The sequence below is a fragment of the Caballeronia telluris genome, from assembly GCF_001544495.1.
Classification (GTDB): Bacteria; Pseudomonadota; Gammaproteobacteria; order Burkholderiales; family Burkholderiaceae; genus Caballeronia; species Caballeronia telluris.
Map to the genome: position 1 here is coordinate 125,495 of NZ_FCNZ02000007.1, position 14,531 is coordinate 140,025.

Annotated in this window: 14 protein-coding genes; 6 read left to right on the plus strand and 8 right to left on the minus strand. The window is 65.0% G+C overall.

All coding sequences use genetic code 11. From position 1 onward, the window contains the following. Positions 1-2: 2 nt before the first annotated feature. The 7 genes from AWB66_RS11255 to AWB66_RS11285 all read right to left on the minus strand — a co-directional run bounded on the left by AWB66_RS11255 (position 3) and on the right by AWB66_RS11285 (position 7,916). On the minus strand, positions 3-815 hold the full coding sequence (locus AWB66_RS11255) for a YhfC family intramembrane metalloprotease (protein ID WP_087630379.1): 813 nt from the start codon (positions 813-815) through the stop codon (positions 3-5). Beyond that, complete coding sequence (locus tag AWB66_RS11260; protein WP_087630380.1) at positions 816-1,898, minus strand: LacI family DNA-binding transcriptional regulator; 1,083 nt, start codon at positions 1,896-1,898, stop codon at positions 816-818. A 126-nt stretch (positions 1,899-2,024) separates the two neighbouring features. Next, on the minus strand, positions 2,025-3,008 hold the full coding sequence (locus tag AWB66_RS11265; protein WP_087630381.1) for a 2-hydroxyacid dehydrogenase: 984 nt from the start codon (positions 3,006-3,008) through the stop codon (positions 2,025-2,027). A 733-nt stretch (positions 3,009-3,741) separates the two neighbouring features. Then, positions 3,742-5,025, minus strand: a complete 1,284-nt coding sequence (locus AWB66_RS11270; protein ID WP_087630382.1) for an MFS transporter — start codon at positions 5,023-5,025, stop codon at positions 3,742-3,744. Positions 5,026-5,059: 34 nt separating this feature from the next. Further along, the gene (locus tag AWB66_RS11275) at positions 5,060-6,064 is read right to left on the minus strand and encodes a sugar kinase (protein WP_087630383.1); all 1,005 of its coding nucleotides are present in this window, start codon (positions 6,062-6,064) and stop codon (positions 5,060-5,062) included. A 28-nt stretch (positions 6,065-6,092) separates the two neighbouring features. Continuing rightward, positions 6,093-6,914 (minus strand): sugar phosphate isomerase/epimerase family protein, encoded by an 822-nt coding sequence (locus tag AWB66_RS11280; RefSeq protein WP_087630384.1) that lies wholly within the window; start codon positions 6,912-6,914, stop codon positions 6,093-6,095. A gap of 111 nt (positions 6,915-7,025) precedes the next feature. Further along, on the minus strand, positions 7,026-7,916 hold the full coding sequence (locus AWB66_RS11285; protein ID WP_087630385.1) for a LysR family transcriptional regulator: 891 nt from the start codon (positions 7,914-7,916) through the stop codon (positions 7,026-7,028). A 108-nt stretch (positions 7,917-8,024) separates the two neighbouring features. Here AWB66_RS11285 and AWB66_RS11290 point away from each other — a divergent pair, with 108 nt between their 5' ends. The 6 genes from AWB66_RS11290 (at position 8,025) to AWB66_RS11315 (ending at position 13,831) form a co-directional block, all read left to right on the plus strand. Further along, positions 8,025-9,092, plus strand: a complete 1,068-nt coding sequence (locus tag AWB66_RS11290; RefSeq protein WP_087630386.1) for a YeiH family protein — start codon at positions 8,025-8,027, stop codon at positions 9,090-9,092. A gap of 137 nt (positions 9,093-9,229) precedes the next feature. Continuing rightward, complete coding sequence (locus tag AWB66_RS11295; protein ID WP_087630491.1) at positions 9,230-9,967, plus strand: glutathione S-transferase; 738 nt, start codon at positions 9,230-9,232, stop codon at positions 9,965-9,967. A 373-nt stretch (positions 9,968-10,340) separates the two neighbouring features. Continuing rightward, entirely contained in the window at positions 10,341-11,144 is an 804-nt protein-coding gene (locus tag AWB66_RS11300) for an aldo/keto reductase (RefSeq protein ID WP_087630387.1), read from the plus strand. Between the two features lie 175 nt (positions 11,145-11,319). Continuing rightward, positions 11,320-13,056 carry a ClcB-like voltage-gated chloride channel protein gene (locus AWB66_RS11305; RefSeq protein WP_087630388.1) on the plus strand — a complete coding sequence of 579 codons (1,737 nt, stop codon included), beginning with the start codon at positions 11,320-11,322 and terminating at the stop codon, positions 13,054-13,056. Positions 13,057-13,297: 241 nt separating this feature from the next. Next, positions 13,298-13,561 carry a hypothetical protein gene (locus AWB66_RS11310; protein ID WP_087630389.1) on the plus strand — a complete coding sequence of 88 codons (264 nt, stop codon included), beginning with the start codon at positions 13,298-13,300 and terminating at the stop codon, positions 13,559-13,561. Between the two features lie 30 nt (positions 13,562-13,591). Continuing rightward, entirely contained in the window at positions 13,592-13,831 is a 240-nt protein-coding gene (locus AWB66_RS11315; protein ID WP_087630390.1) for a DUF2795 domain-containing protein, read from the plus strand. Positions 13,832-13,836: 5 nt separating this feature from the next. Here the strand turns inward: AWB66_RS11315 and AWB66_RS11320 are convergent, their stop codons facing one another. Continuing rightward, on the minus strand, positions 13,837-14,454 hold the full coding sequence (locus tag AWB66_RS11320) for a TetR/AcrR family transcriptional regulator (protein ID WP_087630391.1): 618 nt from the start codon (positions 14,452-14,454) through the stop codon (positions 13,837-13,839). Positions 14,455-14,531: the final 77 nt, after the last annotated feature.

Here is a 14,531-nt window from a genome sequence, read left to right on the forward strand (position 1 = left end):
GTTCAGTGCTTCGAAGGTGAAGTGGCGTCCGGCCGCCCGGCCCCCGCGCGGAAATAGCGGATCAGCGCGCGCACGACGAACAGCGCGAGAACCAGATAGACGGCATCGGCGGCGAGAAGCGGAATCACGCGCGCCTGAAAGAGCGCAGCCGGCAGCCCGATCAGCGCATGCGTGACGATCAGGAACGGCAGCGCGGGGCGAAACCGTTCGCGCAGCAACTGCCACATGAGCACGGAGAATCCGAGCTGGAACACGAAGGCCGCCGCGCGCTCGACGACGAACAGCACCGCGTACTGCGGCGACAACGTCCCGAGCACCATATGCAGCCGCAGCAGCGCGTCGGGCGGCACGCTCGTGAAATGCTCGTCGAGCTGATTGCGGTTCGCCAGCAGCGCATAGACGATCCACTGCACCTGCACGAACACGCCGACGAGCCACGCCTCCGCCCCGCCATGCCCGATGCCGTAGCCGAGGGACGTGCCGGCGCGATGGAGTGTCGACGGCTCGCGACGGATCAGCCATTTCATCGCGAGAAAGCGCCCCACTTCCTCGCAGACACCTGCCGCCAGCGCGCCGTATGCGACGAACACGGCCGGGTTCGCGAGCCATCCGACGAGCGTCGCATTGCCGAGCACGAAGCCGTGCAGCGCGCGCTCGACGATCATCGAAAAGAACGCGAACACCGCGATGCCGAGAATCACTTCGCGCCGCTCGAAAAGAAAGCGCGGCCGCAGCCGCCGATACAGCACGACCGGCAACGCGGCGATGAGAAGCGTGGCGATCGTGAGACTTGCGAGCGTCGATACACTGACCATTCAGGTTCCTGGAGATAGTTTGCGCCGCGTCGACGAGCGCACGACGAGTTCGCCCGGCAGCAGGCATTCGCGCGCCGGCATGCGAGCGCCTTCGGGCCCGCGTTCGAGCCCGCGTTCGAGCCTCTCGTGCAGGAACTCGACCGCGCGCCGCCCGATGTCGTAGGTCGGCTGACGCACGGTCGTCATGCCGGCGAGTTCGGCCCATTCGGAGTCGTCGATCGACATCAGCGCGACGCGTTGCTGCCAGTCCACGCCGTAGCGTTCCTTCAGATGCAGCGCGACGCGCAACGCAACCGGCGCGTTGGCCGCGAATAATGCCACGCGTTGCAGGTTCGCGCCGGCGTCGCGCAGATGCGCGTCGATCGCGGCGAGCGCGGGCGCGGCATCGGCGAGGTCGAGCACGATGGTCGATCCTGTCGCTCCGAGCGCGCCGATCGTGTCACGAAACGCCGCTTCGCGCGCGCGCCGCGAACTCACGCGCTTGAACGGCTGCACGATGAAAACGACGTCGTCGAAACCCTCGTCGACGAGATGACGCGTCGCGAGCGCGACGGCCTTCGGGTTGTCGAGCCCGACCATGTCGGTGACGAAGCCCTCCACCGAGCGGTCGACGAGCACGACCGGAATGCCGCCGAGCGAGAACGTCTGCAGCAGTTCTTCCTTCACCCCGAGCGCGTTCACGATGACGCCTTCCACGCGGTACGTCGTGAGCAATTGCAGATAGCGGCGCTCCATGTCGACTTCGTTGGCCGCGTGACAGATGAGCGGCATCAGCCCGAGCGCATGACACGCCGCTTCGACGCCCTGCAGCACTTCGACCGAATACGGATTGGTGAGGTCGGCGAGCAGCATGCCGACGAGCCGGTTGCGTCCGCGCTTGAGTCCCCGCGCCATCTGATTGGGCCGGTAGTCGAGCTTGGCGATCGCCGCTTCGATGCGCTCGCGCAATTCGGGCGACAGCACGCTCGTCTCGCCGTTCAGATAGCGCGAGATGCTGGTCTTGCCGGTGCCCGCCGCGCGCGCGACGTCGGTGATCGTCGCGCGGCGGGCGGCGCTCGTCATCGGATGCTGTTCTTCTTGCATGTGGCTTCTCACCGGCCTCGCCGGGCAACGGGGCGCCCGAAGGCAAAAAAGCGCGCCGCGGCGCGCTCTGGTCTTGTCGACGACCGGGCAATGGCATCTTAACGCACGCCCTGCCCGTCGCTTCGTTCAGCGCCCGAGCACCTGTGGATTCACGATATTCACGTCGAGCGTGCCTTGCAGTGCGCCGATCAGGTTTTCCGCCGCATTGCGGCTCATTGCATGACGGGTCTCGTGCGTGGCCGACCCGATGTGCGGCAACGCGACGACGTTCTTCATCGCGAGGAGCGGCGAATCGGCGGGGAGCGGTTCCTTTTCGAAGACATCGAGACCCGCGCCGAGGATCGTCCCGTTCTTGAGCGCTTCGATGAGCGCGGGTTCGTCGACCGTCGGTCCGCGCGATGCGTTGATGAGGATCGCGGTCTTCTTCATCGCCCGCAGTTGCGCGGCGCCGATCATGCCGCGCGTCGCTTCGGTGAGCGGCACTTGCAGGCACACGAAGTCCGATTTCGCGAGCAGTTCGTCGAGTTCGACGCGCTTCGCGCCGTAGTCGTTTTCCGCCTGCGCGTTGGGGTGCCGGTTGGTGTAGAGCACGTTCATCCGGAAGCCGAGCGCCGCGCGCCGCGCGACCGCCCCGCCGATGCGTCCGAGCCCGACGATGCCGAGCGTCTTGCCCTGCACGTCGACGCCGAAGCACGCTTCGCCGATGCTCGATTGCCAGTTGCCGGCTTTCACCCACTCCGCGAGCTCGACGACGCGGCGTGCGGTGGCGAGGATCAGCGCGAAGACGGTATCGGCGGTGGATTCGGTGAGCACATCGGGCGTGTGGGTCAGGAGGATGCCGCGGCGCGTGAGGTCATCGACGTCGAAGTTGTCGTAGCCGACGGAGATGGTCGAGAGGACCTTCAGGCGTTGCGCGCCTTCGAGCATGTCGGGGGTGATTTTTATGCTTGCGCCGATTGCACCGTCGGCCGCTTTTAGCGCTGCTGTCAGCGCTTCGTGGTTCGTCGGGTCGATCGTCTTCACCTCCGCGTGCGCGCTCAGGTAGGACATCACGTCGTCCGGCAACGTCTTGTAGGCTACGATTTTTTTCTTCGCTTGTTCGGATGGCATGGGGGGTTCTCGCTCGCGCTTGGGGTGGGGATTTTTCAACACCGTTTGATGTTTTCTGCGCCTCGATGGAACTTGCTTTCTTAGCGGTCTATTAGCACTGCCCCTGTCCGGGGCGGGACTTACTTTCTTTGCTGCTGCAAAGAAAGTAAGCAAAGAAAGCAGCTTTCCTAGGCAGCAGTCTTGAGGCGCCAACGCACCGGCAGTACTGAGTGGACATACCGCCTAAGTGTCGCCCTCAAACATCTCCAAGCGCTTGGTGCGATTAACCATTGTGTCCTCGCACAGCCAACTACTCGGTAAGGCATTCATCCATCCGTCCGCGCTTCGCGGACGACAGGCATAAACGAAAACCACCGGTGCGCAATCTCAACCGCAACCGCAACCGCGAATATCAACCACGCGACCAATGCACCGGACGTCTGAGCGAAGCGAAGACGGATGAATGACTGCTGTACCGTTTCGTTCGCTATGCGAAGACACAGTGGTTAATCGCACCAAGCCCTTTGGTCTTTCGAGGGCGACACTTAGGCGGTATGTCCACTCGGTACTTCAATCGCGTTGACGTGCTGTGACTACTGCCTGAAAAAGCTGCTTTCTTTGCTTACTTTCTTTGCAGCAGCAAAGAAAGTAAGTCCCGCCCCGGACAGGGGCAGTGCTAATAGACCGCTAAGAAAGCAAGTTCCATAGAAGCCCAGAAACATCAAGCGGCGTTCAACAACACGCCAGTCGGCCACTAATGTGCAAGCTTCGCAGACCCCGAAGCAGCAGCTTGAGGCCGCACGGCCAGCGTCAGGACCACAGCAGCAACGAGCGCCGCGCTCATGAACACATACGAGGCCCCGGGCGACCCGGTCGCGCCATTGAGATACCCGACGACATACGATCCGACGAACGACCCGAGCGCCCCCATGCTGTTGATCAGCGCCATCGCGCCGCCAGCGACGTTCTTCGGCAGCAACTCCGGCACGATCGCAAAGAAAGGCCCATACGGCGCATACATGGCCGCGCCAGCGATCACGAGCAACGCATACGATGCCCAGAAATGCGTCGAGCCGAGCAGATACGATCCGGCAAACGCAAGCGCGCCAATCAAAAGGAACGGCCACACGAACGCCTTGCGCGCGTTCAGCTTGTCCGAAGCCCACGACGCCGCGATCATCGCGATGGTCGCCGCCAGGTACGGCATCGCGGAAAGCCAGCCCGTCTCGATCATGCCGAAGCTCGAAGCGTTCTTCAGAATCGAAGGCAGCCACAGCACGAAACCATATACGCCGATGCTCCAGCAGAAATACTGCGCGCACAGCTTGATCACCGCCGGCGAACGAAACGCCTCGCCATAGTTCTTCACCGGCTTGATCGCGGCCTGCTCGGCGCGTAGCGTCGCATCGAGGTCGGACTTTTCCTGCGCGCTCAGCCACTTCGCCTGCGCGGGCTTGTCCTGCACGATGAACCACCAGATCACCGCCCACACCACGGCCGGCAACCCTTCCGCGATGAACATGTTGCGCCAGCCGAAGGAATTCACCAGATACCCCGATACGACCGACATCCACAACACCGTCACCGGATTGCCGAGAATCAGGAACGTGTTGGCGCGCGAACGCTCGGACTTCGTGAACCAGTTCGAGATGAAGACGAGCATCGCCGGCATCACGGCCGCCTCGACGACCCCGAGCACGAAACGGATCGCCATCAGCGATGGAATGTTGCTCACCATGCCCGTGAGCGCGGCGCATCCGCCCCACAGGATCAGGCTCACGAATACCAGCTTCTTCACGCTGCGCCGTTCGGCGTAGATCGCGCCCGGAATCTGGAAGAAGAAGTAGCCGAGGAAAAAGAGCGCGCCGATCAGCGACGACAACCCCTTGCTGATGCCGAGGTCGTGATTGATGCCGGCCGCCGCGGCAAAGCCATAGTTCGCGCGGTCGAGATACGCGAGGCTGTAGGTAATGAAGACGATCGGCATGATCGCCCACCAGCGGCGCACGGCGAGTTTCGGGGGTGTCGTGGTTTGCATCGTGTCTCTCCAGTTTCCGTTCGAGTCGGATCGGTCAGGCCAGGTTGAGTGCGGCTCGTGCCGTCTTCTCGATGGATGTCTCAGTTTCTTCCAGCGTGTCCAGTTCGGCGCGCGTGGGCAGTCCTTCGCTGTCGCCGATCACCTGGATCGCCAGCGCGCCGATCCGGTTGCCGCGCAGAAGCGCATGACGGATGTCGCGTCCTTCGAGCAGCGCGCTCACCACGCCGACCGCGAAGCCGTCGCCGGCGCCGACCGTATCGACGACCTTCGCGACCGGAACCGCCGGCACGATGCCCGCATCGCCATCGGCGGTGCGGAAATACGCCCCGTCCGCGCCGAGCTTCACGATCACGCCCTTCGCGCCCTGATCGAGGTAAAAGCGCGCGATGTCCTCAGGCTTCGTGTGCCCCGTGAGTGTCAGTCCTTCGGTGACGCCCGGCAACACCCAGTCGGCGAGGGCGGCGAGTGCGTTGAGCGACTCCGCCATCGCCTCGCGCGACGGCCAGAGCGTCGGGCGCAGGTTCGGATCGAAGGAAATCGTCTTGCCGGCTGCGCGCATTTCGCGTGCCATGTGAAACGCGAGTTCGTGCGAGCTTGCGGAAATGGCGGGCGCGACGCCCGTCAGGTGCAGGTGGCGCGCGGCGGTCACGTACTCGGCGACGTAATCGGCGACCGACAAATGGCTCGCCGCCGAGCCCTTGCGGAAATATTCGACCGCGGGATCGCTGCCGTCGTCGTTCTTCGATTTCAGCTGAAAGCCCGTCGGATAACGCTCGTCGACGGTCACGCAGCGCGCGTCGATGCCTTCGGCGGCCAGCACGTCGAGCACGTAGCGGCCGAACGAATCGCGCCCCACGCGGCTCATCCAGCCGACCTTGAAGCCGAGCCGCGACAGGCCGATCGCGACGTTCAGGTCCGCCCCCGCGACGCGCTTCGTGAACTGGCCGACTTTCGCGAGGTCGCCGGTCTCGGCGGCCACGAACATCGTCATCGCTTCGCCGTAGGTCACGACGTCGAGCGCCTCGGGTTTTGCCTGCATGGTTTGTCTCCAGGGATCGATGTTTCGGTCACGCGGCGGCGAGCCACGCGACTTTCGCGGACGCGTCGGCTTCGGGCGCGGCGGCGTCGAACGGGAATTCGATGCCGCGCGGTACATCGCGCGGCAGCAGTTTCAGCAGATGCGCGAACAGCACGTCGCGGGCGCCCGGCGCGACCGCGAAGCGCCGCGCGCCCTCGCCCGTCACGGCCTTGCAGTGCACGTAGCTCACGTGCGGCGCGAGGCGCCGCGCGGCTTCGGCCGGATTCTCGCCCGCCCACAGCCAGTTGCCGGTGTCGAAGGTCATCGAGAGCGTGCGCGAGTCCTTCGGCAGCGCGTCGAACAGCGCGGAAAAGGCGCCGATCGTGCCACCCGCCTTCAACTGGCCGTTTTCCACCACGACGCGCGCCCGCGAATCCGCTATCGCTGACAGCGCGCGATCGAGCGTGGCGGCATCGGTCGCGGTGCCGTGTTCCGTGCCGCCCAGTTGCAGCTTCACGATACGCGCGCCGAGCGCCGCGGCTTCGTCGATGGCGGGTTTCAGCGCGGCCAGATCGAGCGAGCCGTCGGCCGCGAAAAGCGTCGCGGGCGTCGAATAAACCGCCCACAGGCCGAGCGCGGCGATCTGCTCGCCGAGGCGCCGCAACGCGTCGGGCGTGGCGTCGGCGTAGCGCGCGAAAAGTTCGCGGCGCACTTCGAATCCGCTCGCGCCCGCGCGCGCCGCCACGGCCGCCCATACCGCGTGGCCGTCGCGCCGGATGGCATCGGCGCCGAACGCGCTGGCGACGATCACCACTTCGGCTTGTTGGTCGGATTGAAGCTCACTCACGGAAATCTCACTCGATTCGCGCATCTGGAACCAATGGAACCGGTTCCATCCACAGGTTTTAAAAAAGACGCCAAGGCGTCCGTCTCGAAACGAATGGTGCGCCCGGTCGCCGGGCGCACGCCATAGTGGAATTCCCTAGCCCGATTTCGCCTCGGCGAGACACAGCTCCAGAAAGCGCGCGGCTACCCGTGACGGCGCCGCCGAATGCGGCAGCAGGATCGAAAATCGGCGCGTGAGCGGTTCGGGCGCGATGCGCAGGCGCCTGAGCGCGTCGTCTTCGTGGCGGATCGACATCGCCGATACGAAACCGATGCCCATGCCCGCCCGCACCGCTTCCTTCACGCCCTCGACGCCCGCGATTTCGAGCGCGATGCGCATCGGCGCGCCCGCGCGGGCGAACGCGCGCTCGACGATCTGCCGCACGCCCGAGCCGCTTTCGCGCAACACGAGCGGATGCGCGGAAATCGCGTCGAGCGAGGCCTCGCCGCGCTCCGGCGCGAGCGCATGCGAAGCCGGCAGGATCGCGACGATCTCGTCCTCGCGCCAGGGCGTGACGCCCGTGCCCGGCGGCAGATCGACGCCCACCGGTCCTTCGATCATCGCGATGTCGAGCCCCGGCAGCGCCGCGACGATATCCGACGTGTTGCCGTCGATCGTGGTGATCGCGATGTCGGGAAACTCGCCGTGGAATGCGGCGATGAGGTACGGCAGCAGATAGCTCGCCGGCGTCGTGCTCGCGCCGATGCGCAGCGTGCCGCGCTCGAGGCCTCGCAGCGCGTCGCGAAAGGCATGCGCCTGCCGATACGTCTCGCGGATGCGCGCGGCGTACTCCGCGAGCTGTTCGCCGGCCGCGGTGAGCCGCACGCCACGGCCGTCGCGCTGATAAAGCGCTTCGCCGAACTCGTCCTGCAACTGCCGCAACTGACCGGAGACGGCGGGCTGCGAGAGGTGCAGCGCCGTCGCCGCGCGACTGATGTTGCCGAATTCGGCGACCGTCGCGAACGTTATAAGCTGATCGGGGGTCATGTCGTTATAAATATCGGTCCAGCCGATACTTTACATTCTAAATCACGATTTTTCATATCCATATATCAAAGTTAGGATTGGCGCATCGCAATAAAACTCCGACCCGCCATGTCCACTGTCCATCCCGCCCAGACTCTCGTCGCCAGCAAACCGTCCACACGCGGCCAGCTGAACGGCATTCTCTTCGTCGCGCTCTTCGCCGCCGCCGTCACCCGGCTCTCGTCGATACCCGCCATCGCCGGACTGGGAATCAGCCCGTTGATCGTCGGCATCGTCGCGGGCGCCCTGTACGGCAACGCGCTGCGCGACGGCATGCCGGCCAGTTGGGCTGCGGGCGTGAACTTCTCGGCGCGGAAGCTGCTGCGTATCGCGGTCGCGTTCTTCGGGCTGCGCGTGAGCCTGCAGGAAATCGCGCAGGTCGGATTCGCGGGCGTCACGGTGTCGGTGCTGATCGTCGTGAGCACGCTCGCGATCGGCACCTGGGCCGGCATGAAGCTGATGAAACTCGACCGCGACACCGCGCTCCTCACTGCCGCCGGCAGCGCGATCTGCGGCGCGGCCGCCGTGCTCGCCTTCGAATCGACGTTGCAGTCCAAGCCGCATCAGAGCGCGATGGCGGTCGGCAGCGTCGTGCTGTTCGGCACGCTCTCGATGTTCCTCTATCCGATCGCGATGCACGCTGGGTGGCTCCATCTCGATACGCTCGGCGCCGGTCTCTTCTTCGGCGGCACGATCCACGAAGTGGCGCAGGTGGTCGGCGCGGCGAGCAACGTGAGCCCGGAAGCGACGCACATCGCCACCATCGTCAAGATGACGCGCGTCATGCTGCTCGTGCCCGTGCTGCTCGGGCTCGGGCTGTGGCTGAACCGCTCGCGCGCTGCGGCCGGCGCCGGCGGCAAGGGCGGCAAGCTCGCGGTGCCCTGGTTCGCGCTCGGCTTCCTCGCGCTCGTGATCGTGAATTCGCTGCACATCCTCCCGGACACCGCGACCAGCACGCTCAACATGCTCGTCACCTTCGCCCTCACGATGGCAATGACCGCGCTCGGTATGGAAACGCGCATCGCGCAGATTCGCCAGGCGGGCCCCCGCGCGCTGGCGACCGGTGCGATCCTGTATGTCTGGCTGATCGGCGGCGGGCTTGCGATCACGCTCGGCGTCGAGCGGCTCTTCGGCTGAACGCCGGCTTGGTCGGATAAACAAGAACGCCCCGCCCTCGCGCGGGGCTTTCGCGTTGTATGGCACGGACCCTGCTGAACCGCAAGTTTGCGCGCGACGCGAAGCGTCCGCCGCGCATGAACGAGGAGGAACTGCCCATGCCCTACGAACTGTATTACTGGGACGGCCTGCAGGGCCGCGGAGAATTCGTCCGGCTCGCGCTGGAAGATGCAGGCGCCGACTATATCGACGTCGCGCGCGGCGCAAAGAAGGACGGTCTCGGCACGGATGCCATGATGAAGCTTCTGAACAGCAAGACCGAAGCGCACATCCCGTTCGCGCCGCCGTTCCTGAAAGACGGCGAACTGATCGTGCCGCACGTCGCGAATATCCTGCTGTATCTCGGGCCGAAGCTCGGGCTCGCGCCGAAGGACGAGGCCTTGCGCTACGTCGCGCATGGCATGCAGCTGACGATCGCCGATGTGGTCGCCGAAGTCCACGACACGCATCATCCGCTTGCCACGGATCTGTATTACGAAGACCAGAAAGAGGCCGCCAAGGTGCGCTCGAAGAACTTCATCGAGCAACGCATTCCGAAGTTCTTCGGCTACTTCGAGCGCGTGCTGAAGCAGAACCCCGACGGCGACACGCAGATGGTCGGCAAGTCGACGACGTATGTCGACCTCTCGATGTTCCAGCTCGTCGACGGCCTGCACTACGCCTTTCCGCGCGCGATGCGAAAATTCGGCCAGCACTATCCGCGTGTGGCGGCCCTGCACGATGCGGTGCTCGCGCGGCCGAACATCGCGGCGTACGTCGATTCCGAGCGGCGCATCGCGTTCAACGAATCGGGCATCTTCAGGCACTATCCCGAACTCGATCAGGACGCGAAGTAATCGCCGATCGCCTTAGCTGCATTTCGCCACTACGTGGCATGGGACCAGAGTAAGGCGCTGAAGCACTAACTCTGGTCGACCGCCACGCTGTGGCATGGGACCAGAGTAAGGCGCTGAAGCGCCAACTCTGGTCGACCGCCACGCTGTGGCATGGGACCAGAGTAAGGCGCTGAAGCGCCAACTCTGGTCGACCGCCACGCTGTGGCATGGGACCAGAGTAAGGCGCTGAAGCGCCAACTCTGGTCGACCGCCACGCTGTGGCATGGGACCAGAGTAAGGCGCTGAAGCGCCAACTCTGGTCGACCGCCACGCTGTGGCATGGGACCAGAGTAAGGCGCTGAAGCGCCAACTCTGGTCGACACAGGAGCCATGCATGATCGAAACGATTCCCTCATTCGGTCTCGGCACATTTCGTGTCGCGGCCGGCAAGACCGCGCAGTCCGTGAAGAGCGCACTGCAACTCGGCTATCGTCACATCGATACCGCGCAGTACTACGACAACGAAGCCGAAGTCGGCCAGGGCGTGCGCGATTCGGGCATTCCGCGCGAGGACGTCTGGGTCACGACGAAAGTCTGGTGGGAACGCCTGCGCCGCGACGATCTCATCGCGAGCCTGAAGGAAAGCCATCGCAAGCTCGGCATCGGCACGATCGACCTCGCGCTCGTTCACTGGCCGTCGCCCGATAGCGTCGTGCCCATCGGCGAAACGCTCGCCGCGTTCCAGGAAGCGCAGCAGCTCGGCCTCATCCGCCACTACGGCGTGTCGAACTTCACGGCGCCGCTGCTCGAAGAAGCGCTCGCTGCGCCGGGCGGCGACGCCATCGTGACGAACCAGTTCGAAGTGAGCCCGTTCCTCGCGAACCGCGCGCTCGTCGAGGCGACGCAGAAGCTCGGCGTGAAAGTGACGGCGTACATGCCACTCGGCGAAGGCCGTGCGCACACCGACCCCACGCTCGCCGACATCGCGAAGAAGCACGGCGCGACGCCCGCGCAGGTGACGTTCGCGTGGCTCCTGTCGCGGGAGATCGTGGTGCTGTCGGCATCGACAAATCCGGAGCACCAGCAGGTCAACTGGGATGCGCAGAAACTGACGCTCGACGCCGACGACATCGCCCGCATCGACGCTCTCGACGAAGGCAAGCGCCACGCGAATCCGCCGTTCGCGCCGACGTGGTGACGCGCGCAGCCTGAGTCCGGCCGCCCGGCGCGTCGAAGCGCCGGGCTTTTTTTGTCCGCGCGAACCGCACCGCAGCATGGCTCGTGCGTGTGGCATGCCAATGCTATCCTTGCGGCGCGCCTGGTCCTGAATCGATCTCAACCGCTCGCCCAACAGCCCGAATACGTCCGTCCACGTGCTTTCATTCCTGCTCAAACTGCGCACGCGCGCGCAAAAGCTCTTCCGGCTCTCCGACGATCACACGATGCTCGTGTGGGCCGTGATCGTCGGCGTCGCGGGGGCGTTCGCGACGGCGGCGTTTCGCGAAGGCATCGACGAATTGCAACGGGCGTTCGGCGGCGAAGCCGGCAATTTCGTCGAGATGGCGAAGCGCCTGCCGTGGCCGGTGCGCGTCGCGCTGCCCGCGGCGGGCGGACTGGTCGCGGGCGTGTGCCTCTTGATCGCGCGGCGCCGCGCGCCGAAGCAGACTCACGCCGACTACATGGAAGCCGTCACCATCGGCGACGGCGCCGTGCCCGTGTGGCAGAGCCTCTGGCGCAGTCTGTCGTCGCTCTTCACGATCGCGAGCGGCGGCTCGATCGGCCGCGAAGGCTCGATGGTGCAGCTCGCGGCGCTCTCGGCTTCGCTGATCGGCCGCTGGGTCCACTTCGATCCCCCGCGCCTGCGGCTGCTCGTCGCGTGCGGCGCGGCCGCCGGCATCACCTCGGCGTACAACGCGCCGATCGCAGGCGCGTTCTTCGTCACCGAAATCGTGCTCGGCTCGATCGCGATGGAAAGCTTCGGGCCGATCGTGGTCGCGTCGGTGGTCGCCAACATCACGATGCGCGAGTTCGCCGGCTACCGTCCGCCTTACGAGATGCCCGTCTTCCCGACCATCACGGGCGTCGAAGTGCTGCTCTTCGTCGTGCTCGGGCTCCTGTGCGGCGCGCTCGCGCCGCATTTCCTGCGGCTTTTGGCCGCTTCGAAGAAGCGCTTCGCGCTCCTGCCGCTGCCCTTGCCGCTCCGGCTCGGGCTGGGCGGGCTCATCGTCGGCGTGATCTCGATCTGGTGGCCGGAAGTCTGGGGCAACGGCTACGAAGTCGTGAACTCGCTGCTGCACACGCCCTGGACCTGGACCGCCCTTCTCACCGTGCTCGTCTTCAAGATCATCGCGACCGCCGCGACCACGGGATCGGGCGCGGTCGGCGGGGTCTTCACGCCGACGCTCTTCGTGGGCGCCGTGCTCGGCTGTCTCTTCGGCATCGCCGCGCACACGATCTGGCCGGACTCGACCTCCGAACCCTTCGCCTACGCGATGGTCGGCATGGGCGCGTTTCTCGCCGCCGCGACGCATGCGCCGCTCATGGCGATCCTGATGATCTTCGAGATGACGCTCTCGTACCAGGTCGTGCTGCCGCTGATGCTCTCGTGCGTGGTGGCGTACTTCATCGCGCGCACCTCCGAACAGACGTCGATGTACGAAGTCACGCTGCGCCGCACGCGCGACGAAAAGGAGCGCACGCGGCTCGCCGCCACGCAGATGCGCGAACTGGTGAAGCCCGCCGATACCGTCGTTCCGCTCACGGCGAACGTGAAGGAAATGACGCGCGTGTTCCTCGAATATCCCGTGAAGTATCTGTATGTCGTCGACGAGGGCGAGCACTTCCAGGGCGTGGTCGCGCTGAAGGACATCACCTCCGACCTGCTCGACGAGCGCGACACCGACACCAAAACCGCGCGCGACTATCTTCAGCCGCACTTCGACGTGCTCACGCCCGACATGTCGCTCGGCGAGGCGCTGCAGCACTTCCTCGCGTTCCAGGGCGAGCGGCTGCCGGTGATCGAGCGGCGCGCCGAGCCGCTCCTGCTCGGCGTCGTGTACAAGACCTCGCTTCTCGACGCATACTTCCGTCTGAACCCGACGACGCGCTGAACTTGCGCGAGTGTGCAAATTTGCAGCGCGCGGGTGCCTGGCGGCCTAGCCGCATGCAGCCGGGCATCGCTGCGGCCGCACTTCAGAACTCACACGAAGTGTGTTCGCCGCGCTCCCGTTCGACCACGTTCCGCGCGTTGTAAACAGTTAGTGTTTTCGCGCGGCGCGAAGCGGCATGGATGCGATTGGCACAGCCTTTGCTCGTTGCTTTCTCGCTGCTTACGTCAGGAGGGGTTGAGCGATGAAAACCTCAACGATGTTGTCGATGGCTCTGGTTTCCGTGTCGTGCTACGCGGCGCCGCTTCACACGAGCGACACCGATTCCGCGACCGCGACCACCGCGATGCGCGCCGCACTGCGCGCGAACGCCGCGCCCGTCTCGGCGCCCGCGCCGGACATTACGGCGCAGGATCTCGATCACGCGCGCTGGCGCCACGTCAAGATTCCGAAGCCGCGCGCGCCGAGCCGCGGCATGGCGAGCCAGCCCGTGCAGGTGCAGACCTGACGCGCAACTTCAACCACCGGAACGATTCGAATGACCGACACGCCCAAACACGCCTTGAACGACGAGCCGATCAACGATGAAATCGTGCAGGTGCTGCGCGCCATGCGTTTTCCGGCGAACAAGGATGCGATCGTCGATGCCGCGCGCGAAGCGGGCGTGAGCAACGACGTCATCACCGTATTCGACGCGCTGCCCGAGCAGGATTACGCCGACGCCGATGCCGTCGAGCAGTTGCTCGGCGGCAATGGCGGACCGGGTCTGTCAATCTAGGGCGCTCAGCTTGCGCCGAACACCACACGTCTGAAAAAGCCCGCGAGCACGGCTTCGGCGAAGTCGGCGGGCACCGCCTGCGGGTCCGACGAATAGAAGAACTGAACGCCATCGCATAGCGCGATCAGGCCGAGCGAAAGCTGCTCGGCCGGCATCGGCAGCGGCGTGCCGGCGCGCTCCGAAAATGCGCTGATGTAATCGGTCGTGGTCTGGCGCAACTCCCGCATGAACGCGTTGAACTGCTCGCGAAAAGCCGCGTCGCGGCTCGCATGCAGCTTCGCCTCGGCCCACAGCAAAAAGCATTTGTTCTCGCGATAAATTTCGCTGTAGTACTGGAGCACGCGCGCTTCCATGTCCTGTCGCGTGGCCTCCCCGTCTTCGAAGATCGAACGCATGCGGCCCATCGTGGCGTCGTGATCGCGCCTGAGCAGTTCCAGCAGCAACTCCGACTTGCTGCCGAAATTCGAGTAGAACGCGCCGCGCGAGTAGCCCGCCGCGGCCGCGATATCTTCGACGCTCGTCACGCCGAATCCCTTGTTCATGAATGTCGTGAGCGCCGCGTCGAAAAGACGCTGGCGCGTCTGGTCGCGACTTTGTTCACGCGTGAGGCGAATGGGTTTCATGCGTCGAGTTTAGCATCCAACCCTCTTTCGAATCGTTTTTGATACAGCTTTGCATTAGGATACATACCTGTATTAGA